The sequence below is a fragment of the Ruegeria sp. CDSC021 genome (assembly GCF_059610845.1).
Map to the genome: position 1 here is coordinate 172,684 of NZ_JBXWOK010000002.1, position 20,922 is coordinate 193,605.

Sequence of the window (20,922 nt, forward strand, 5' to 3'; positions counted from 1 at the left end):
AAAACGGGAAATTAACCACGACTTTGTACCCCCTTCGTTCCTGCACAGGACGACAAGGGGAAAAGTCATGTTGCGCTATTTGTTTGCCGACGAACTACATAAGTTTCCGAATTTGGCCCAAGGGATGTTCCGGGATCGAGCGGATCAGTTCAAAACGCGGCTGGGCTGGGATGTTCACGTGGACGAAAAAGGAGAAGAGCAGGATCAGTATGATGACCTGAATCCGCTCTATGTCATCTGGGAAGAAGAGGATGGCAGTCATGGGGGGTCGATGCGGGTTTTGCCGACGACAGGACCTGTCATGGTGAATGAGGTGTTTGGGCATCTGACAGGAGGTAAGCCTGTCCACAGCCCGCTGATCTGGGAGGTGACGCGGTTCTGCCTGTCACGAACGGCCAGTGCCCATACTGCCGGTGCCATCATGCTGAGTGGCGGCGAAATCATGGAAGGGTTCGGGCTGACCCATATTGCTGGCGTCTTTGATGCGCGCATGATTCGGATCTACCGTCTGATCGGATCGTCTCCAGTCGTTCTGGGGTCACAAGGAAAAGGGCGTGATCAGATTTCGGTTGGGCTCTGGCCCTATTCGCCCGAGGATTGCAATCGGGTGGCTGAACGGGCGGGCATCCCACGTGAGCTGTCCAGGATGTGGTTCAAAGCCGCGTTTGGCACTGTCCGGCAACACCGGTTTGCCCTGTCCGCCTGACGGGGTCTGAAAGCCAATTCCATATCTGGCGATAGCTGGCGTGGCCCTGTAGGGTCGCGCCATGTCTATACCCACAGTAACCTTTTCTGACGATCAAGCCGCCGCCTATGACAGCATTTCCGAGATGCTGAAATCTGCTGGTGTGGACCTGGATGATGATGCCCTGCTGAAAATGCCCGGCAATGGCGAATCCGGGGTGATGGCCGTGATCGGCAAGGCGGGTTCAGGGAAAACGCTACTGCTGGCAGAGCTTTACAAAGCATTAGCTGACGCGGGTCTTCAGATTGTTTCCGGTGATTTCGAAAGCCGCAAAGCGCGCGAGAAACGCAGTTTGGCCATTCTTGCGCCAACGAACAAGGCCGCCAGTGTTTTGCGCCTGCGGGGTGTGCCTGCGACCACGATCCACCGCATCCTCTATACGCCGGTTTATGACCCGGAATATGAACGCATTGCCGAATGGCTGGCGGGCAACGATGAACGCCCCGAGGTTGAAGGGTTGACTGACGAAGCCCTGGACCGGGCCGCTGCTTTTTATCAGAACAACAAGTCGATCCCCGGCGCGCTGGCCGCTGCGGGCCTTCGTGGGTCCGACTTTATCACCGGCTGGAAGCGTCGGGAGGAGCCGCTGGACATAGGCTTTGTAGATGAGGCCTCAATGCTGGATGACCGGCAGTTCGAAGACCTGAAAGAGATCTTTCCGACCCTGTTGCTTTTTGGCGATCCGGCGCAGCTCGCCCCGGTCAATCAGTCCGGCAGCATGGTATTCGAGACGCTGCCCGAGCCGCGAAAGCAGGTATTGCACAGGGTCCACCGGCAGACGGCAGACAACCCGATCCTGGACCTCGCGCATGCGCTGGCCGACCCTCAGATGGGGTTTGAGGATTTTGAACGGCTCGTCGAACAGACCGCCCGACAGGATGACCGAGTTGTTTGGGGGCAGCGTGTTGAAGTTGACCTGATGGCCCGCAGCCCGGTTCTGGTCTGGCGAAATGCCACCCGAATTCGCTTGATTCAAGCCTTCCGCAATGTTCACGCTGCACCCGACACCGAGCTTCTGGCGGGAGAGCCGCTGATTTGCGATGGAATCGAACTGCCGCTGAAGCACCGCAAGAAAAGGCTGGATCTTGAGGCGCGCGGGCTAATCAAGGGTGCTCAGGTCATCTATCTGGGGCCAGGACGAAAACCGGGGTTTTCGCGCCTGCATGTGATGGGAGCCGAGGATCCTCAGGTCAGCGCAGCGTCGATTGTCAAAATAGAAATGCCTGATGAGGAGGAACCGTTTATTCCGTTTGCAGCGCGTATGGGGGCAACCTTTTTGCATGGCGCAGCAGTGACCATTCACAAGGCGCAGGGGTCGCAGTGGGACACGGTACAGGTGTTTGCGCCGGATATATATGCGGCTGCCCGGATGGGGCGAACCGAGGCTGGGCAACCGTTGTGGAAACGTCTGGCTTATGTTGCGATCACGCGAGCGCAAGAAAGGTTGATTTGGGTGGTGCGCAACAGGCTGGCCAAGCCCACTTATCCGCTGCGCGTGGATGATTTGCGCGCGGCTCCGGCGGCGACGCTGACCCTGGAGGCCGAAGAGATATGAAATCCATCATCATTACAGGCGCCAGTTCAGGCATCGGACGGGCAACTGCCGAGCTGTTTTTGACCGAGGGCTGGGCGGTTGGGCTGCTGGCGCGCAGCGCGGATGTGCTGAGCAAATTGGCTGAAAGGCACAAGAATGCGATCCCCTTGGTGACCGATGTTACCGACCCCACCGCTGTTTCGGGTGCTTTCGAGACATTCCAGAATGAGACGGGACGTCTTGACGTATTATTCAATAATGCCGGAATCTTTGCCCCCGGCGGCACGATAGACGAAATCCAGTTGGAGGATTGGTACCAGAGCGTCAGCGTGAACCTGAACGGGATGTTCCTGAGCGCGCGCGAAGCCTTTCGCATCATGCGGCATCAGGCCCCGCAAGGGGGAAGGATCATCAATAACGGTTCGATCGCCGCGCATGTACCGCGTCCGAATTCGGTCCATTACACCGCTACGAAACACGCGATAACAGGCCTGACACGCAGCCTATCACTGGACGGGCGCGCCTTTGGTATCGCCTGTGGTCAAATCGATATTGGCAACGCGCGAACACAGATGGTGCAAAACCTGGTTGAAAACGCCATCGCGGGCGGGCAGCAGCCCGACCCGACGATGGCTGTTGACGATGCCGCACGTTCTGTACTGCACATGGCGTCTTTGCCTGCAGAGGCAAACGTCCAGTTCATGACCGTCATGGCCACTACGATGCCCTATATCGGGCGTGGATAGGGCTTTAGTTCTCGCGCAATAGTCGGAAGGCTGTGGACGCTCCCCAACCCGCCGCGATGGCGATGACCAAAGACATCAGGCCGTACCAGACCGGCTGCTGACGGGACATGTTGTAGAGGAACCGTTCCAGCCCGACCTTCCGCACGTCGATTGTGGTCTCGAACTGGGAAACAACTTCTCGGCCGCGGGTCAGGTATATGCGCGCGAAATAGGCGCCTTCGGTCAAATCGGCTGGCATGTCGATTGATGTTCGGAACAATGTCTGCTCGTCCACCGCAACCGTATTTTCGCGGATAGAATACAGGCCCTCATCCTCACGGATGCGAACGACGGCCTCGGCAAAATTCTGCGCGCCCCGGATATTCATCGCGGCACCCACTGATCGAATGGCCCGTTCAATCGAGATCCTGTACCGCAGGTCTTCTGTATCTGACAGGATTTCTGTAAGCGGAGCGCTGGTGGCAACCGCATAAAAACTGGGCGCAAGGTCGACCAGGACGCTGTCGGTGTTGACCCAGATACCCAGCCTGCGTTCTTTTCGCCGGACCGTCACTGGGCTCGAGGGGCCTGCAACGGCCACGATAACTTGAAGCGGTGGGCCGGAAGGGATCGGCGTTTCACGTTTCACGGCACCGAAAATAAGAATTTCCGAGCCATCGAAATTCGCCGTGATGGCAACCCGGTCTTGGCTTAGGCCAAGCACGACCTGTTCCTCCTCGGCGATGGCCGGGGTGACACAGAGGGCGAGTAGCAGGATCAACCGTCTCAGCATGATCAGTGCCCCCCTGCAACGCCGAGCGAATAGAGCTCGGAGGGTTCCAGAAGCAGATCCAGCGCCAGTTTGCCACAAACCACCAAGACCAGTGCAGCCAGCAATACGCGCAGCTGCTCGGCAGGCATTCGTGCGCCGATCACCGTTCCGATCTGCGCCCCGATCACGCCGCCGACCAGCAACAACACAGCCAGAACAATGTCGACTGTGTAGTTGGTTGTCGCGTGCAGCATCGTGGTGAACGCTGTTACGAAAATAATCTGGAATAGGGAGGTGCCGACAACGACTTTGGTGGGCATTCCCAGCAGGTAAATCATGGCAGGAACCATGATAAAGCCGCCTCCGACACCCATGATCGCAGAAAGGATACCTACGCTAAGCCCGACCAGGACGGGGGGGATGACCGAGATATAGAGGCCCGATGTACGGAACCGCATTTTGAACGGCATCGCGTGAATCCAGCCGCGCTGACGACGTGCAACAGGGGCGGCGGTGCCCTTTTTGGATTTACGCAGCGCGTTCAGGCTTTCGATGAACATCAAGCTGCCGACGACGCCCAGAAAGACCACGTAACACAGGGTTACGAGCAAATCGACTTGTCCGAGGCTTTTGAGATAATTGAAGATCACCACCCCGATCGCAGCACCGATCAGTCCCCCGACCAGCAATACCGTGCCCATCTTCAGGTCGACCGTCTTTCGGCGGAAATGGGCCAGAACACCAGAAAAGGACGAGGCGACAATCTGGTTCGCTTCGGTGGCTACGGCAACTGCTGGTGGGATGCCAATGAAAAACAACAGCGGGGTCATCAGAAACCCGCCGCCGACCCCGAACATCCCTGACAGGATGCCGACCATGCCGCCCAACCCCAGCAGCAGAAAGGCGTTTACGGAAACTTCAGCGATAGGAAGGTAAATTTGCATGAGGTACTAGTAATTAGGGCCAGCTGCGTCGCGCAATGTGACACATTCGACTTCTGGAATTTGTGAAAGGGTTCGTATCTGACGCGCAGAATCACGCCCTTGGCGAGGCAGGGTAAAGCAGGGCTGGCGGCTTGGACCAGTCTGAAACTGTGCATCCGCAAAAGGCGTTTTGACAGGGAGTATCCCCTTAGACCAAGCGCAAGACCTAGCATCCGGCACCCCGGCGAGAAACTCTCTCAAATCAGCTGTCACTGGAAACACATCCATGCCCCTTTAGAGCCGTTGCGGCATGTAAAATCAACTCTACATGCCGCCATGCAGCGAACAGGACTGACGTGTGTTTCAAACTGGACCTATTACCGCTCTTTTACATAGGGTTCGCCACCGGCTTTCGGTGGAACGGCCTTGCCGACAAAGCCGGCCAAAATGACGACGGTCAGGATATATGGCAGCGCATCCATGACCTGCACAGGAATCACCACGCCACCCAGGTCAATATTTTGGAACCGCAACGCAACCGCTTGCAACAGTCCGAACAGCAGGCAAGCCCACATCGCGTGCCATGGCCGCCATTTTGCAAAGATCAGTGCCGCCAGCGCGATGAACCCGCGACCGGCAGTCATTTCCTTGACGAATCCAGCTTGCAGGGCCGTGGCCAGATAGGCACCGGCAATGCCGCAAAGCACGCCACAGATCGCGACGGCCGCAAAACGCAGCCCAACGACAGAAACCCCGGCCGTATCCACCGCGGCTGGGTTTTCACCCACCGCGCGCAGGCGCAGGCCAAAGCGGGTGCGGTACAAAACCCACCAAGTTGTCGGGACCAGAAGGAAAGACACATAGACCAGGATCGAATGGCCGGACAGCAGCTCGGAATAGATTGGCCCAAGAAATGGGACATCACTCACGGCATCCGCAAAAGGGAAGGTGATCGGTTCAAAGCGCCCTCCGCCGAACAGCGAGGGGGTACGCCCGCCTTGCTTGAACCAGCTTTGCGCGATCAGGACCGTCAGCCCCGAGGCCAGAAAGTTGATGGCGACGCCTGAAATCAGCTGGTTGCCCCGAAAGGTGATCGAGGCCACCCCATGCAGGGCGGACAGAACAAGAGAGGCCGCGATCCCGGCCAGCAATCCCAGCCAGACCGATCCGGTCACGGCGGCGACGGCAGCAGAAAAGAAGGCCGCGATCAGCATCTTGCCCTCAAGCCCGATGTCGAAAATACCGGCGCGTTCGGAATACAGACCGGCCAGACATGCCAGCAACAGCGGCGTGGCCAGGCGGACGGTCGAATCGAGGACCTGGATGAGGGTAACGAAAGTATCCATCGCTTAGCCCTCCTTCCGCATGGCAAGGAACAGTTTCTCAAGCGGCATGCGGACCATGTTGTCAAGCGCGCCGGTGAACAGGATCACCAGGGCCTGAATGACTACGATCAGCTCGCGCGGGATAGACGTCCATAGCGCCAGCTCGGCCCCGCCTTGATAGAGGAAACCAAACAGCAGCGCCGCCAGAAACACCCCAAACGGATGGGATCGACCCATCAGCGCCACGGCGATACCGATAAAGCCAGCGCCCTCGGTCGAGTTCAGAACCAGCCGCTCTGCCTCACCCATCACGTTGTTCGTGGCCATCAGACCAGCCAGCGCGCCCGAGATCAGCATGGCGATGATGGTGATCCGAACCGGAGAAATACCGGCATAGACGGCACCGGTTTCCGAATGCCCATAGGCGCGGATCTCATAGCCCAGCCGGGTGCGCCAGATCAGCGCCCAAACGATCACACAGGCCAGGACTGCAACAAAGAATGAGATATTGGCAGGTGCGCCACGGAATACGACGTTTTCAGCGGTCGAGAACATCGACTGGAACGTCGGCAGATGCACCGCCTCGGGGAAGCGTGCAGTTGCCGGGTCTTGCGAGCCCTGCGGGCGCATGACGTTGACCAGCATATAGTTCAGCAAGGCAGCAGCGATGAAGTTGAACATGATCGTGGTGATCACGATATGGCTGCCGCGTTTGGCCTGCAGATAGGCCGGAATGGCCGCCCAAGCGGCCCCAAACACCATCGATGCGGCACAGGCGGCCAGCAAGGCGATGCTCCAATGCGGCCAGTCGATGTAAAGGCACACCACGGCCACGCCAAGCCCGCCCAGCATCGCCTGACCTTCGCCACCGATATTGAACAGCCGTGCGTGAAAGGCGACCGCCACAGCGAGTCCGGTGAACATGAAATTCGTGGCGTAATACAGCGTATAGCCCCAGCCATAGGTCGATCCCAGCGCGCCGGTGACCATCAGGTTCACCGCTTCGATCGGGTTTTCGCCAATGGCGAGGATCACCAGCGCCGACAGGATTGCAGCCAGAAGCAGACTGATCACCGGGATCAGAACGACATCGGCCCATTTGGGCATTTTTTCCATGTTACGCTGCCTCTCCCGCAACACCGGCCATCAACAGGCCAAGTTCTTTTTCATCAGTTTCATGGGGCAGGCGTTCGCCCATGATATGTCCGTCAAACATGACCGCGATTCGATCCGACAGCGAGAAAATCTCTTCCAGCTCGACCGAGACCAGCAGGATCGCCTTGCCCTGGTCGCGCAGATCGACGATCTGTTTGTGAATGAATTCGATCGCCCCGATATCCACGCCTCGGGTCGGCTGACCGACCAACAGCAGGTCCGGGTTACGTTCGATTTCACGCGCGACGACGATCTTCTGCTGATTGCCGCCCGAAAAGCTTTTAGCCGACAGCCAGGGGTTCGGCGGGCGCACATCGAATTTTTCGATCTTGGCTTCGGTATCGGCGCGCAGGGCGGCGTTATCCATGAAGAGGCCACGCTTATAGGCCGGGTCTCGGTGATAGCCGAAGGCCACGTTCTCCCAGGCGTGGAAATCCATGATCAGGCCTTCGCGCTGGCGGTCTTCGGGCACATGCGCAATGTGCTGCGCGCGCCGCGCCTGGCCATCTGACCCCGCCCCGCTGAGCGCAAGCGGCGTGCCGTTCAGTTTGATCTGGCCCTGGCCCGGGCGCATCCCGCCCAGAACCTCTAGCAGTTCGGATTGGCCATTGCCGGCGACGCCTGCGATGCCCACGATCTCACCAGCGCGCACGGTCAAGTCGATGCCTTTGACACGCTCGACGCCCGCGCTGTCGAAAACACGCAGGTTTTCAATCTCGAGGATGGGCTTACCGGGCTGTGCCGGAACCTTGTCGACCTGCAGCAGAACCTTGCGGCCCACCATCAGCTCGGCCAGTTCTTCGGGGCTGGTCTCGGCGGTTTTCACGGTGGCCGTCATTTGCCCGCGGCGCATGACCGACACGGTGTCGGTGTTTTCCATGATCTCGCGCAGTTTGTGGGTGATCACGATGATCGTCTTCCCCTCGGCCCGCAGCCGGTCGAGGATGCGGAACAGCTGATCCGCCTCGGATGGGGTCAGCACGCCGGTTGGTTCGTCCAGAATCAGGATCTCGGCCTTGCGATACAGCGCCTTAAGAATCTCAACCCTTTGCTGCATCCCCACACCGATTTCGTCGATACGCTTTTCGGGGTCAACGAACAGTTCGTATTCTTCTTCCAGCTCTTTCAACTCTTTGCGGGCTTTATTCAGGGACGGGGCCAACAGCCTTCCATCCTCGGCGCCCAGCACGATGTTTTCCAGAACGGTAAAATTCTCGACCAGTTTGAAATGCTGAAACACCATCCCGATGCCCGAGGCGATCGCGGCCTGGCTGTCAGGGATTTCGGTCTTTTGACCATTGATCCAGATTTCACCTTTGTCGGCTTTGTAAAAGCCGTAGAGAATGCTCATCAGCGTGGATTTGCCCGCACCGTTTTCACCGATGATCCCATGGATCGTACCGGGGGCGACGCTGATGGAAATGTCTTTGTTGGCCTGAACCGGCCCAAAGGATTTGGATATCCCTTTGAGCTCAATGGCGGGGACGGTCATGTCTTGTCCTCAGTTGCCGAAAGGACTGCCCGGTCATCCCGGTGCAGCAAAGTGGAATCGGGCCGGGAGCATCACCCCCGACCCGCGCGATATCAGAACTGCAGTGCTGGGCAGCTGTCGTTCTCGTAATAGCTGACAACTGAAACATTGCCGTCGATGATGTCCTGACGGGCTTTGTCGACTGCTGCTTTCATATCATCCGAAACCAGCGGAGCGTTGTTGTCGTCGATCGCATAGCCAACGCCGTCTTCGGCCAGACCCATGATATATACGCCGGTCTCAACGTTCTCGCCTGCGCTCATCGCCTCGTAAACAGCGACGTCCACGCGCTTCAGCATCGAGGTCAGAACTTTGCCCGGGTGCAGGTGGTTCTGGTTGCTGTCGACACCGATTGACAGGATGCCTTCGTCAGCAGCGGTTTGCAGAACACCAACACCGGTGCCGCCAGCTGCGGCATAGACCACGTCGGCACCCTGGCTGATTTGTGCCTTTGTCAGTTCCGAGCCCTTAACCGGGTCGTTCCATGCCGCAGGCGTTGTGCCGGTCATGTTGGCAACCACGTTGATATCGGGGTTCACCGCCTTGGCACCCTGAGCATAGCCGCAGCCAAAGTGACGGATCAGCGGAACATCCATGCCGCCGATGAAGCCAACAGTCCCGGATTCGGATGCCATCGCCGCCATCATACCAACGAGGTAAGACCCTTCGTGTTCAGCGAATCCAACCTGACGCAGGTTAGGCGCGTCCAGCCAGGTTACATCGACAACGACAAATTTCGTGTCCGGATAGTCGGCAACAACCGCGCTGAGCGGGTCAGCCATACCGAAACCCATGGTGATGATCGGGTTCGAGCCTGCTTCGGCAAAGCGGCGCAGGGCCTGTTCGCGTTGCGCTTCGGACTGCATTTCGATCTCGCGGTATGTGCCGCCCGTTTCTTCCGCCCAGCGTGAGGCGCCGTTATGCGCGGCTTCGTTGAACGATTTGTCGAACTTGCCGCCCAGATCAAAGATCAGTGCCGGTTCGGCCAGTGCGGCACCCGCTGTCAGTGCAACCGCCGCTGCGGCGCCCATCAAGGATTTCATCAGGGTCATTTGTTACTCCCGTTTGTTTTTTCGGTCGGAGCCAAGATAGCCCCGTTTACCCACTGTTAGCGAGCATAACCGTTGTGATGGCGGGAATTAAGGCCGTTTGCAACCGCCGCGGTCAACAGATTTTTGACCATTTGGTCCAAGAAAATTCGCGACCTGTCTCAGGTTAAATTGCATTCCATGACGATGGCATCAATTTTCTGATTATTTTCAACCGTATAGTAATTCTTGCGCGTGCCGCACACACGATACCCGCAATGCTTGTAAAGTGTAATCGCGGGCTGGTTGGCGATGGAAACATCCAGAATCGCCCGGATAGCGCCCAGTTTTTTGGCAGCCGCGTGCCATTCGACCATACGCTTCCTAGCCAGTCCCTGACGCTGAACTGTGGGATGGGTGGCAATCGTCAGCAGTTCGGCATCGTCAGCGATTGCCTGAAAAAGGGCAAAGGACTGGGTGTCGCCGACGATATGGGTAAAGCGATTCTGCAGCAGCTCTGCAAACTCTGTGGCGGTCCAGGGGCGCGCTTGCGTAAAAGCCGCCGCATGGGTATCGGCCAGGTCTTCCGGGGTCATCCGTCCAGCAACATCGGCGGTTGATCCTTGGAGGGCGCCGCGTCTGCGGGGCGTATGTATAGGGGGGCCGGTGCCTCGGTCGTAGTCTGCCATCTTTGCGCTGCCACGCGGGCAATAGCGCAGACCTGAGCCTTGGGGTTGTCGTTGAACATCAGTGTGCCCAGCGATTTTGCCTGATCAAGCTGGATCAGTGCCGGTTCCATATCAGGCTGAGAAACATAGACCTGATCTCTGGGCGCGCGAATTGCGGGCAACGCATCGCTGTCCAGGGTGGCAAGCGCGTCAAAGCCCGACACACCGATGGCCGGTATCCCCAGACCTAAGGCCAGACCCCGCGCGGCCGAGACCGAGATGCGGATGCCTGTGAAATTGCCTGGGCCTATTCCAACGCCGATCGCTGACAGGTCGCGCCATGAGCATTGTTCTGATGACAGCACCTCTTCGAGCAGCGGCATCAGACGTTCGGCTTGTCCCCGCGACATGGGCTCGACACAAGACGCCACAATCCGGTCACCGCGCAACAAAGCGGCCGCGCAATGCGCGGCCGATGTGTCAAACGCCAGAATGAGTGGTTCAGACGGCAACAGGGCGAACCTCGGTCACTTCGGGAATGTAGTGACGCAGCAGGTTTTCGATTCCCATCTTCAACGTCAGCGTCGAGGATGGGCAGCCTGCGCAGGCCCCTTGCATATGCAGGTAGACAATGCCGCGGTCAAAACCGTGAAACGTGATGTCGCCCCCGTCCTGCGCGACTGCCGGGCGCACACGGCTGTCCAGCAGGTCTTTGATCTGGTTGACCACCTCGGCGTCTTCGCCGCTGTGTTCAGCATGGCCCGAGGCCGTATTGGCATCCGCTCCCATGATCGGCTGGCCGGATTGATAATGCTCCATCACCGCGCCCAGAATGGCGGGTTTGATGTGGTCCCACTGAACGTCGTCCGCTTTGGTCACGGTCACGAAGTCATTGCCGAAAAAGACTCCGGTCACGCCACTCACAGCGAAAATGCGGTTGGCCAGCGGCGACTTTTCCGCAGCCTCAGCCGATGGGAAATCTGCAGTGCCCGCTTCCAGCACGGTCTGGCCGGGCAGGAATTTCAGGGTTGCAGGGTTCGGTGTGGATTCGGTCTGGATGAACATGGCGCGGCTCCGTATCTGTTGTCTCTGATATGCGGGTCCGCGCACTGGAAGTCAAGAATTGGAACGATTCTAAATTTATGCAGCCAAGCTTATCGCGTCGTCCAACCGATCATCGCCCCAGAACAGCTCATCCCCGACCAGAAAGCTGGGCGCGCCAAAAAGCCCTTTGGCCTGAGCGGTTTCTGTCTGCGAGATAAGCGCTGCTTTGATCGCCGGATTCTGGGTCTGGGACAGCAAATCTGTGGCAAGCCCGGCTGAGTTCAGGCATCCGGCCAGAACAGTATCATCTGCGATGTTCTGCCCTTCGGCAAATTCGGCGGAATAGACGGCGCGCACAAAGGCAGCTTTTTGCATCTGGTCGTCAATCGCCAGTGTTAACCTGGCCGCTTTCAGGCCGTTCTGCGGAAAAGGATCGGGCCGGACAAATGGCAAGCCGCGCTGGGCGGTCAGGCGTTCCATATCGCGCCACATGTACCGGCCTTTCGCCGGATACAGATTGAACGGAGAATTATCCCACCCTTGGGCGGCAAAGATCGGCCCCAGCAGAAAAGGCTGCCATTCAACCGACACGCCCTGGCGTGCGGCGACCTCTTCGATACGCATCGCGCTGAGATAGGAATAGGTCGAGGCGAATTCGAACCAGAATTGAATGCTGCGTTGCATCGGTGTGGCCTCAGGTAATCGCTTCGAGTTTTTCTTTGCTCAGATCACCAGGAACAATAGTGATTGGGATCGGCAGGCTGCCTGAGTTTTTGGTCAGTTGAGTCACCAATGGGCCAGGTCCCTTTTTGTCAGTGCCTGCACCCAGAACCAGAACGCCGATATCAGGATCGGATTGCACATGCTCGATGATCTGGGCAACGGGCTCGCCTTCGCGGATGGCCAGTTCAGGATCAACGTCTTGCTTGTCGCGCATCCATTTTGCGAAAACTTCAAAATGCGCATGGATACGCTCGCGCGCTTCTTCACGCATGACGGTGGCAACGCCGATCCAATGGTTGAATTCGTCCGGTGGGATTACCGACAGGATTGTTACGCCGCCGCCGGTATGGGCCGCGCGCATAGCCGCGAATCGCATCGCATTCAGGCATTCGCGACTGTCATCCAGAACCACTAGGAACTTGCGCATGGGTGTCCTCATTCATTTCCGGGGATCATGCCCGACTAGGTGCGTGCTGGCAACCAGAGCCTAACGCCCACTGGCGGCCCAGTCCCAATACAGGTCGCGTGCACGCCGGGCGACGGGCCCGACCTGAAACCGGGTGTCCTCCAGCGCGGTCACCGGGGTGATCTTGCTCATGTTGCCAGTCATGAATACCTCGTCGGCCCCGTAGAAATCCTCGAAACTCAGAACCGCCTCATGCACAGCCACGCCGTCGGCCCGCAGGTTTTTGATATGTCGTGCACGGGTGATGCCGGCAAGGAAGGTGCCGTTGGGGACGGGGGTAAAGACCTCGCCGTCGCGGACCATAAAGATATTGGCGGTTGCGGTTTCGGCTACGTTGCCCAATGCGTCAGCCACCAAAGCATTCGAAAACCCGTTCGCACGTACCTCGTTCAGCATCCGTGCGTTGTTGGGATACAGACACCCCGCCTTGGCATTCACCACTGCTGATTCCAGTACCGGACGGCGGAATCGGGTCAGTCCCAGCGTGTCCGAGGCGGTCTCAGGCGCCATCGGAATCTCTTCCAGGCAGACAGCAAACCCGGTGCTGTTTTCCTGCGGTACGATCGCTGTCGCATCTCCGTCGATGCCCCAATACATCGGGCGGATATACACGGCCGCGTCGGGCGCATAGGCTTCAAGCCCTTCCAGCACGATCTCGACCATCTGGTCTTTAGTGACGGTCGGGGTCAGCATCAGCGCCTCGGCAGAGCGGTTCACGCGGGCGCAATGGGCCTCCAGATCCGGGGTCAGCCCGTTGAAGAACCGCGCGCCGTCAAAGACGGATGATCCCAGCCACGCACCATGATCTGCAGCGCGCATGATCGGTGCATCCCCATCATGCCATTGCCCGTTGAAATAGGTGCGGATGTTCTTGCCGACTGCCATGACGCCCTCCCAAGCTTTGAGGCAAACCTAGGAAGGCGTTAAGGCAACGTCCAGAGCCAATCAGCCCCGTTTCGCACCAACCATGCCGACGATGTCATAGGTCTGCTGCAGGATCGGGGCTGCAATCGCCCGCGCCTTTTCTGCGCCATTGGCCAGAATGCGATCAATCTCGGCCTCTTCACCCATCAGGCGGGCCATTTCGGTCGAGATCGGAGACAGTTTGGCAACCGCCAGATCGGCCAGCATCGGTTTGAACTCGCCAAATTGCTTGCCGCCAACGTCGGCCAGAACCTGATCCGCCGTCTGATCGCTGAGGGCGGCGTAGATATTCACCAGATTGCGGGCCTCGGGGCGGTTGTCCAAGCCATCGACTTCCGAAGGCAGAGCGTCCGGGTCGGTCTTGGCCTTTCGGATTTTCTTGGCGATCGTCTCGGCATCATCGGTCATGTTGATCCGGGTCATGTCAGAGGGGTCGGATTTGGACATCTTTTTTGACCCATCGCGCAAGCTCATGACCCGAGTTGCCGCACCTTTGATGACGGGTTCGGTCAACGGAAAAAAATCGACGCCATAGTCATGATTGAACTTAGTTGCGATATCTCGGGTTAGTTCCAGGTGTTGCTTTTGATCATCTCCGACGGGTACATGTGTCGCGTGATATACAAGGATATCTGCGGCCATAAGCGCCGGATAGGCGAATAGGCCCAACGATGCATTCTGTGCGTTCTTGCCAGCCTTATCTTTGAACTGTGTCATGCGCTGCATCCAGCCAAGCCGGGCAACGCAGTTAAAAATCCATGCTAGTTGCGCGTGCTCAGGAACCTGGCTTTGGTTAAACAGGATCGATTTTTCGGGATCTAATCCTGATGCGATATACCCCGCGCACAGCTCACGCGTTGCGTGCTGCAACTCTTTGGGGTCCTGCCAAACGGTGATCGCGTGCAAATCGACCATACAGTAGATTGTCTGATAGTCGGACCCTTGCATCCGAACCCAGTTCCGCAATGCGCCCAAATAGTTGCCAAGGTGCAGGTTACCGGATGGCTGTGCACCGGAAAACACGCGCGGCGTGAACTTGGAATCGGTCATCGAAGGGAACTCCCGTCTGGAAAAATCAGCCCCCGTCGCTTACCCATGAGGCAAAGGGACGTCAACAGCCGCGAAAGGCCCGCCCAATGAGCAGTGAGCATTATACACCCGCCGTGAACCCTCTGCCGCCCGTGGTGGTGGCTTTGTGTGTGTTCATCATGGGGGTTGAACTGGCATTTACTCTAGGTACGCGCGGGATCATTGGGGGGCCAACTGCTGTAGGCTGGCGCCTGGACGCTTTGCAGCACTATTCGTTTTCGCCGGATATCTTCGACTGGATGGTGGAAAACGGGCGCTGGCCGTTCGAGCATCTGATCCGCTTTGTCACCTATCCGTTTGTATCCGGTACGTTCACACAGGCCATCTTTGTCTGCGTCTTTGTGCTGGCCATGGGTAAAATGGTGGCCGAGGTTTTTGGCAGCGTTCAGATGCTGGTGATCTTTGTGCTGTCGGGCGTGGGTGGTGCGCTGGCTTATGCACTGTTGCTGGATCCGCGCTTTCCGCTGGTGGGTGGGTTCCCTCCGGTCTATGGGCTGATCGGAGCGTTTACGTGGATATTATGGCGCAAGCTGTCGCTGGTGGGCGCAAACCAATCCCGCGCCTTCAGCCTGATCGCCGTTTTGATGGGCATTCAGTTGTTGTTCGGCCTGCTGTTTGGCGGAACGCTGGACTGGGTGGCTGATCTGGGCGGTTTTGCCACTGGTTTTGCCCTGTCGTTCCTGGTTGCTCCGGGGGGGTGGGCGCGGATTGTCGGGCGCATCCGACGCGACTGATCAGGATCGACGCAGAGCCTTTCTGAACTCGGAAAGTTTGAATGCACCAATCAGGTGGCCGAGCAGGAAATACGTGACTGCAGCAACGATGATCAAACCGAGCAGTGCCAGGTAACGCCAGCCTTCCAGGGCAAAGGCCCAGCCAAACAGCTCAATAGCGGCATACAGGACAGATCCCATCCCCAGGGACGCCGCAATGATCCGCCATGCCCTGTTCTTGAACCGGTCGTCAAACTGCGCTTCTTCCCCCATTTTTCGCGCGCCCAAGGCCAGCAGTCCAACCATGGCCCATCCGGCCACCGAGGCGGCAATCGCAGGTGCGAACCATCCCACCAACGGATACAGCCCGAAAGCCAGTGCAGCGTTCACGACCATCGCAAACACTGCATAGTGAAAGGGCGAGCGTGTATCTTCACGCGCGAAATACAAAGGCTGCAACAATTTCTGCAGCATGAACGCGGGCAGGCCGATGCCATAGATCGCCACGGCAAGTGCGGTGGCGGCGGTGTCTTCGGGGGTGAACTGTCCGCGCTCGAACAGAACCGAGACCAGCTGGGTGGGGATGAGCACAAAGGCAACGGTCGACGGGATGGTCAACAGCAACGTAAACTCACCTGCGCGAGAAAACGCATCGCGGGCGCCCGATTTGTCCCCAGCGCGCAGGCGGCGAGATAGATCGGGTAACAGGACGATGCCGACGGCGATGCCCACGACGCCCAATGGCAACTGGTACAAGCGATCCGCTGCAAACAACCAGCTGACGGCCTTTTCGGTTTTCGAAGCAACCAGCTGGCCCACCACCAGATTGACCTGTGTAACCCCCATGGCCATGGCGGCCGGAACCGCAATGCGGACCATGTTGCGCATTTCAGGGCTGAGTTTCGGCAGGCCCGGGCGGATACGGATGCCCGCACGTTCGGTTGCAACCCAGACCAGCGCTAGCTGCGCAACACCAGCGATGGGGATGACGGCGATCAGCCAACGGATGACCTCTCCGCCTGATATAGCGCCGGCGATCAGTGCTATGCAGGCAAAGATGTTCAGTAAAATCGGCGCGGCGGCGGCAGCCGCGAAACGGCCGGTTGCGTTCAGCACGCCCGAGAACAGCGCCGCAAGCGACATGAAAAAGATGTAGGGAAAGACCACATATCCATAATCAACGGCAAGGTCGAAGCGGTCGTCACCGTAAAAGCCCTCAGCCGTCAGCCAGACCAGACCAGGCATGAAAACCATCGCCAGCCCGACCAGCGCCAGCACCGCCACGGCCAGCAGGTTGAACGCGTCCTGTGCAAAGCCTTGCGCGTTTTCCCCGCCTTCCAGCCGTTTGGAAAACATCGGCACAAAGGCTGCGTTAAACGCACCTTCGGCAAAGAAGCGGCGGAACATGTTGGGCAGGCGAAAGGCGGCGACGAATGCATCCATTACTGGCCCGGGCCCGATGTAGGCGGTCAGCAGGATTTCCCGCAGAAAGCCCAGAATACGGCTGGCCAGGGTCCAGAACCCGACAGTGAACAGGCCTGAAAACAGCCGGATCTGCTTCATGAGACCGCGCGCTCGGCGCCTTCGGAGATGGCCTTGCGCAGCTTGGTCTCAAGCCCGCGCTGCTTGCTTTCCGAGTGATATTTCAACCCAAACATATCCTTGACGTAAAAGGTGTCCACCACCTGTTCGCCATAGGTAGCGATCACCGCATTGGCGATATAGACATTGGCGGCAGCAAGCGTTCGTGTCAGATCATAGAGCAGGCCGGGCCTGTCCCGGGTATCGACCTCGATGATCGTGTAGATCTCGGACCCGTCATTGTCGAAGATGATATGGGTCGGCACGTTAAAGGCCCGTTCGCGTTTCTTGATCTTGTCGCGTGATTTAAGGGCATCCCGCGCCACGACCTCGCCTTTCAGGGTCTTGTGGATCATCTGTGTCAGGCGCGGCAAGCGGCTGGCCTCGAACGGGTGTCCATCGGCGTCCTGAATCCAGAACGCATCGGTGACATAGCCGTCTTTGGTGGTGTAACTGCGCGCATCAACCACATTAGCCCCGACCAGCGCCAAAGCGCCTGCGATACGGGCAAAAATGCCGGGGTGATCACCCATGGCAAAGCAGGCCCGCGTCGCATCGCGGTCTTCATCCGGGTGCAGACGGATTTCCATCGCGCCAGCATCACCGCTGCGGTCCAGCTCTTTCAGCATCTCGGCAAATTCTACATGGGTCGAAAGGTTCAGGCCCTGCCAATAGGGGTCATAGTGCCGACCCGTCTCGGTTTTGAGGGCGGCTTTTGTCCATCCCGCCAGCTCGGCCCGCAACGCCTTTTTGGCACCGGCACCGCGATTGGCACGGTTGAGGTCTTCCATCCCGGTCTCAAGCGCGCGCTTGGTTTCTGCATGCAGCGCGCGTAGCAGGGTGGCTTTCCAGTTGTTCCAGGTGTTGGGTCCAACGCCGCGAATGTCGCAGACGGTCAACACGGTCAGTAGGTCCAGCCTTTTGACCGTTTTCACGGCCTTGGCAAAGTCGCGCACCGTGCGCGGGTCGGAAATATCGCGTTTCTGCGCCATGTCCGACATCAACAAGTGATAACGCACCAGCCATTCCACGGTTTCTGAATCCGATTTGTTCAGACCCAGCCGAGGTGCAATCTTGCGGGCCATCTGTGCGCCCAAAATCGAATGATCCTCGGGTCGCCCCTTAGCAATGTCATGGATCAGCAGGGCAACATACAGAACCTTGCGATTGACCCCGCCCTCCAGGATTGAAGACGCCAGCGGCAGGGATTCCCCCAACTCTCCGCGTTCAATCTGGGCCAGATTGACGATGCACTGAATGGTGTGCTCATCCACCGTATAGCTGTGGTACATGTTGAACTGCATCATCGCCACGATGTGTTCGAACTCGGGCAGAAAGGCCGACAGCACCCCCAGTTCGTTCATGCGGCGCAGGGCGCGTTCCGGGTTGCCGTGTTTCAGCATCAGGTCGAGAAAGATGCGCCGCGCCTCTTTGTCTTCGCGCATGTCGTCATCAATCAGGTTCAGGTTGGCGCTGACCAGCCGCATCGCGTCCGGGTGGATCAGCATGCCGGTGCGCAGACCTTCCTCGAACAGGCGCAGAAGGTTCAGCTTGTCCGCCAGAAACTTGTTCGGGTCGGCTACATCCAGACGTCCATGGACGACTTTATATCCGGCTTTGATCCTGGGGCGGCGGCGGAAAATACGCTCTAGCAGAGGCGCGCCTTTCATATGCGTCGCCTCGAGTTTGGTCAGGAAGATGCGCGTCAGCTCGCCAACCTTCGTGGCCTCGCGGAAATAGCGCTGCATAAACACTTCGACCGCCCGACGACCGGCCCGGTCTTCGTATCCCATTCTGGAAGCAACCTCGACCTGCATGTCAAAGGTCAGTTGTTCGGTTGCGCGCCCGGTCACCAGATGCAAATGCGAGCGAACGGCCCACAGGAAATCCTCGGCTTCCACAAAAGTGCTGAATTCCTCGGGGGTGAACAGACCCAGCGGTACCAACTCGGCCACGTCCTGAACGCCGTAAATATATTTGGCAATCCAGTAGAGCGATTGCAGGTCGCGCAATCCGCCTTTGCCCTCTTTTACGTTGGGCTCGACCATATACCGCTCGCCCTGTTTCAGATGGCGCGCGTCGCGTTCCTGCAGCTTGGCCTCGATGAACTGGCGCTCAGTGCCTTTGAACAGATCGTCTTTCAGGCGCGTTTCCAACTCATTTGCCAGATCGGCGTCGCCAGCCAAATAGCGCTGTTCCAACATCGCGGTGCGAATGGTGAAATCCTCGGATCCCAGGCGCAGGCAATCCTTGATGGTGCGCGAAGAATGCCCGACCTTCAGCCGCAGATCCCACAGGATATACAACATGGATTCGATCACACTCTCTGCCCAGGCAGTGATTTTGTAGGGGGTCAGAAACAGCAGATCGACATCCGAGGACGGGGCCATTTCCCCGCGCCCATAGCCGCCCACTGCCAGCACGGCCATTTTTTCTCCCTGTGTCGGCGTGGCCAGCGGGTGAAGCTCTCGACTGGCCACTTGCATCGCGGTGCAGACCAGCCCGTCGGTCAGGTAGGTATAGGAATGGGTCAGCCGCCGCGCGTCAAATGGATCGCGGACAAAGGCATCGGCGATTGCCTGACGACCGGATTTCTGGACGTTGCGCAAAATCCGCACGGTTTCGCCGCGCCTTTCGGCGTTATCAGATGTCTTGTCGAAGGCCTCTGACAGCTGTGCCATAACGGCTGCGCTGTCAAAGATTTCTTCGGGCTGGCAAATCAGGTCACCCCTTGGGATGAGTGTCAGAGCCAGCCGATCAGAATCCGGCGCCAGAGAAGCTTTGGGGGGCAGGGTCAATCACAACCACCTGTTTGTTCTGGATCGTGGCAATGGCCAGACCACGTTCATTCGTACCGTTGGGTCGCAGACGGAAGATACCGCCAACGCCCTGAAAACCGGCGTTCTGAGTTAGGGCAGATGCGGTCAGAGCGTCGGATTTGCCCTGGCTGACCAAGGCAGCAATCGCGGCTATGCCATCATAGGCTAGGCCACTGATCGGATGTGGTGCCTCGCCATAGGTGTTGTTGTACCGCTGACGATAAGCCTGTGCCTTGGATGGGTCCGGCAATGCGAACCAGCCACCCTGAACGCCTGGCAGTTCCAGTGTCTGGGCCGGGATGTCCCAGCGGGTCAGGCCCATATATTGCGTGGTTGCCGGGGAAACGCCTGCTTCTGGTAGAAGCTGGGAATACAGCGGCAACGCCCCTGCTGTGGTCGAAGTCAGAAAGATCGAATCCGCCCCCGAGGACGCTACAGTAGCCTTGATTGTCGGCACCGAGTTGATGACCCCCTGCTGAGAGCGGTCATAGCCGACCGTGCCTGCATTACCCACTCGGCTGTTGCTCAGCGCGGTTGCGATAGCCGATTGTCCAAGCCGCCCTGCGGCATCGTTGCTATGCACGATGACCGTTCCGGTCTTGCCGCGCGAACCGGCATAGTTGACCAACCGGTTGGCGGTGTTTTCAAAAGTGGGGCCGAGCACGAAGACATTGCCGCCTGCGATGCTGGTATTGTTCGAAAACGACAGCAGGTTGACCTTGTTGTTCAGTACCGCAAGACCAGCTGAGTTTGCCGCCTGGGCGTAGACCGGACCGATGATTATCTTTGCACCGTCTGCCACGGCTTGCTGCGCGACTGTTGCGGCGGTACCCGAATTGCCCCGGGTGTCGTAGACCCGCAAATCAATCTGTACATTCTGCAGATCGGACATCGCCAGGCGGGCTGCGTTTTCAAGGCTGCGCGCCAGTTCAGCGTCCCCGGAATTTCCAGATCCAGCCGGAACCAGCAAAGCAACCGGTACAGGTTTTGAAGTGTTGATCGACGGGCCTCCGCCGATACTGCTGACGTCACACGCCGTCAGAATGGTCGCGGTGGCCAAGACGGCGGCTGCACGCGCCAACTTGCGAACGGGCTTGCAAACGGTAAACATCTAAACGAAAACTCCCTGATCCGGCGGCTTGGGATGCTGCCATTAT

At 58.4% G+C, this 20,922-nt stretch carries 20 protein-coding genes; 4 read left to right on the top strand and 16 right to left on the bottom strand.

The window, feature by feature from the left end; all coding sequences use genetic code 11:
* Positions 1-67 precede the first annotated feature (67 nt).
* The 3 genes from AC2FGB_RS05795 (at position 68) to AC2FGB_RS05805 (ending at position 3,025) form a co-directional block, all read left to right on the top strand.
* Complete coding sequence (locus AC2FGB_RS05795) at positions 68-706, top strand: acyl-homoserine-lactone synthase (protein WP_496688967.1); 639 nt, start codon at positions 68-70, stop codon at positions 704-706.
* A 61-nt stretch (positions 707-767) separates the two neighbouring features.
* On the top strand, positions 768-2,300 hold the full coding sequence (locus AC2FGB_RS05800; protein WP_142635525.1) for an ATP-dependent DNA helicase: 1,533 nt from the start codon (positions 768-770) through the stop codon (positions 2,298-2,300).
* On the top strand, positions 2,297-3,025 hold the full coding sequence (locus AC2FGB_RS05805; protein WP_496693585.1) for an SDR family oxidoreductase: 729 nt from the start codon (positions 2,297-2,299) through the stop codon (positions 3,023-3,025). The genes AC2FGB_RS05800 and AC2FGB_RS05805 overlap by 4 nt, the downstream gene beginning before the upstream one ends.
* A gap of 4 nt (positions 3,026-3,029) precedes the next feature.
* Here AC2FGB_RS05805 and AC2FGB_RS05810 read toward each other — a convergent pair whose 3' ends face one another.
* The 13 genes from AC2FGB_RS05810 to trpS form a co-directional block, all read right to left on the bottom strand.
* Positions 3,030-3,797 (bottom strand): TIGR02186 family protein, encoded by a 768-nt coding sequence (locus tag AC2FGB_RS05810; protein ID WP_142635529.1) that lies wholly within the window; start codon positions 3,795-3,797, stop codon positions 3,030-3,032.
* 2 nt (positions 3,798-3,799) lie between these two features.
* Positions 3,800-4,720 (bottom strand): sulfite exporter TauE/SafE family protein, encoded by a 921-nt coding sequence (locus AC2FGB_RS05815; RefSeq protein ID WP_496693586.1) that lies wholly within the window; start codon positions 4,718-4,720, stop codon positions 3,800-3,802.
* Positions 4,721-5,076: 356 nt separating this feature from the next.
* A complete protein-coding gene (locus tag AC2FGB_RS05820) occupies positions 5,077-6,045 on the bottom strand; it encodes an ABC transporter permease (protein WP_142635533.1) in 969 nt (322 codons plus the stop codon).
* 3 nt (positions 6,046-6,048) lie between these two features.
* Positions 6,049-7,140 (bottom strand): ABC transporter permease, encoded by a 1,092-nt coding sequence (locus tag AC2FGB_RS05825; RefSeq protein WP_142635535.1) that lies wholly within the window; start codon positions 7,138-7,140, stop codon positions 6,049-6,051.
* A gap of 1 nt (position 7,141) precedes the next feature.
* Positions 7,142-8,671 (bottom strand): ABC transporter ATP-binding protein, encoded by a 1,530-nt coding sequence (locus AC2FGB_RS05830; protein WP_496693587.1) that lies wholly within the window; start codon positions 8,669-8,671, stop codon positions 7,142-7,144.
* Positions 8,672-8,763: 92 nt separating this feature from the next.
* Positions 8,764-9,762 carry a BMP family lipoprotein gene (locus AC2FGB_RS05835; protein ID WP_142635539.1) on the bottom strand — a complete coding sequence of 333 codons (999 nt, stop codon included), beginning with the start codon at positions 9,760-9,762 and terminating at the stop codon, positions 8,764-8,766.
* Between the two features lie 158 nt (positions 9,763-9,920).
* Positions 9,921-10,334, bottom strand: a complete 414-nt coding sequence (locus AC2FGB_RS05840) for a GNAT family N-acetyltransferase (protein WP_496688963.1) — start codon at positions 10,332-10,334, stop codon at positions 9,921-9,923.
* The gene (gene tsaB / locus AC2FGB_RS05845) at positions 10,331-10,918 is read right to left on the bottom strand and encodes a tRNA (adenosine(37)-N6)-threonylcarbamoyltransferase complex dimerization subunit type 1 TsaB (RefSeq protein WP_496693588.1); all 588 of its coding nucleotides are present in this window, start codon (positions 10,916-10,918) and stop codon (positions 10,331-10,333) included. Before tsaB ends, AC2FGB_RS05840 begins: the two co-directional genes overlap by 4 nt.
* The gene (locus tag AC2FGB_RS05850; protein ID WP_496688961.1) at positions 10,908-11,471 is read right to left on the bottom strand and encodes a NifU family protein; all 564 of its coding nucleotides are present in this window, start codon (positions 11,469-11,471) and stop codon (positions 10,908-10,910) included. Before AC2FGB_RS05850 ends, tsaB begins: the two co-directional genes overlap by 11 nt.
* Positions 11,472-11,546: 75 nt before the next feature.
* Positions 11,547-12,134, bottom strand: coding sequence for a 2-hydroxychromene-2-carboxylate isomerase (locus tag AC2FGB_RS05855; RefSeq protein ID WP_496688959.1), 588 nt, complete (start codon positions 12,132-12,134; stop codon positions 11,547-11,549).
* 10 nt (positions 12,135-12,144) lie between these two features.
* Positions 12,145-12,600 (bottom strand): universal stress protein, encoded by a 456-nt coding sequence (locus AC2FGB_RS05860; RefSeq protein ID WP_142635548.1) that lies wholly within the window; start codon positions 12,598-12,600, stop codon positions 12,145-12,147.
* Between the two features lie 60 nt (positions 12,601-12,660).
* Entirely contained in the window at positions 12,661-13,524 is an 864-nt protein-coding gene (locus AC2FGB_RS05865; protein WP_496693589.1) for a branched-chain amino acid aminotransferase, read from the bottom strand.
* Positions 13,525-13,584: 60 nt separating this feature from the next.
* A complete protein-coding gene (trpS, locus tag AC2FGB_RS05870; protein WP_281995207.1) occupies positions 13,585-14,613 on the bottom strand; it encodes a tryptophan--tRNA ligase in 1,029 nt (342 codons plus the stop codon).
* A gap of 86 nt (positions 14,614-14,699) precedes the next feature.
* Between trpS and AC2FGB_RS05875 the strand changes: the two genes are divergently transcribed.
* Entirely contained in the window at positions 14,700-15,386 is a 687-nt protein-coding gene (locus AC2FGB_RS05875; protein ID WP_142635554.1) for a rhomboid family intramembrane serine protease, read from the top strand.
* On the opposite strand, the gene murJ is transcribed toward AC2FGB_RS05875, so the two are convergent.
* From murJ to AC2FGB_RS05890, 3 genes are read right to left on the bottom strand one after another with little or no spacing between them, the layout of a single operon-like run.
* Positions 15,387-16,928 carry a murein biosynthesis integral membrane protein MurJ gene (gene murJ / locus AC2FGB_RS05880; RefSeq protein ID WP_496693590.1) on the bottom strand — a complete coding sequence of 514 codons (1,542 nt, stop codon included), beginning with the start codon at positions 16,926-16,928 and terminating at the stop codon, positions 15,387-15,389.
* Positions 16,925-19,744 carry a [protein-PII] uridylyltransferase gene (locus tag AC2FGB_RS05885; protein ID WP_496693591.1) on the bottom strand — a complete coding sequence of 940 codons (2,820 nt, stop codon included), beginning with the start codon at positions 19,742-19,744 and terminating at the stop codon, positions 16,925-16,927. The genes murJ and AC2FGB_RS05885 overlap by 4 nt, the downstream gene beginning before the upstream one ends.
* Positions 19,704-20,876, bottom strand: a complete 1,173-nt coding sequence (locus AC2FGB_RS05890) for a penicillin-binding protein activator (protein WP_142635560.1) — start codon at positions 20,874-20,876, stop codon at positions 19,704-19,706. Before AC2FGB_RS05890 ends, AC2FGB_RS05885 begins: the two co-directional genes overlap by 41 nt.
* Between the last annotated feature and the right edge of the window lie 46 nt (positions 20,877-20,922).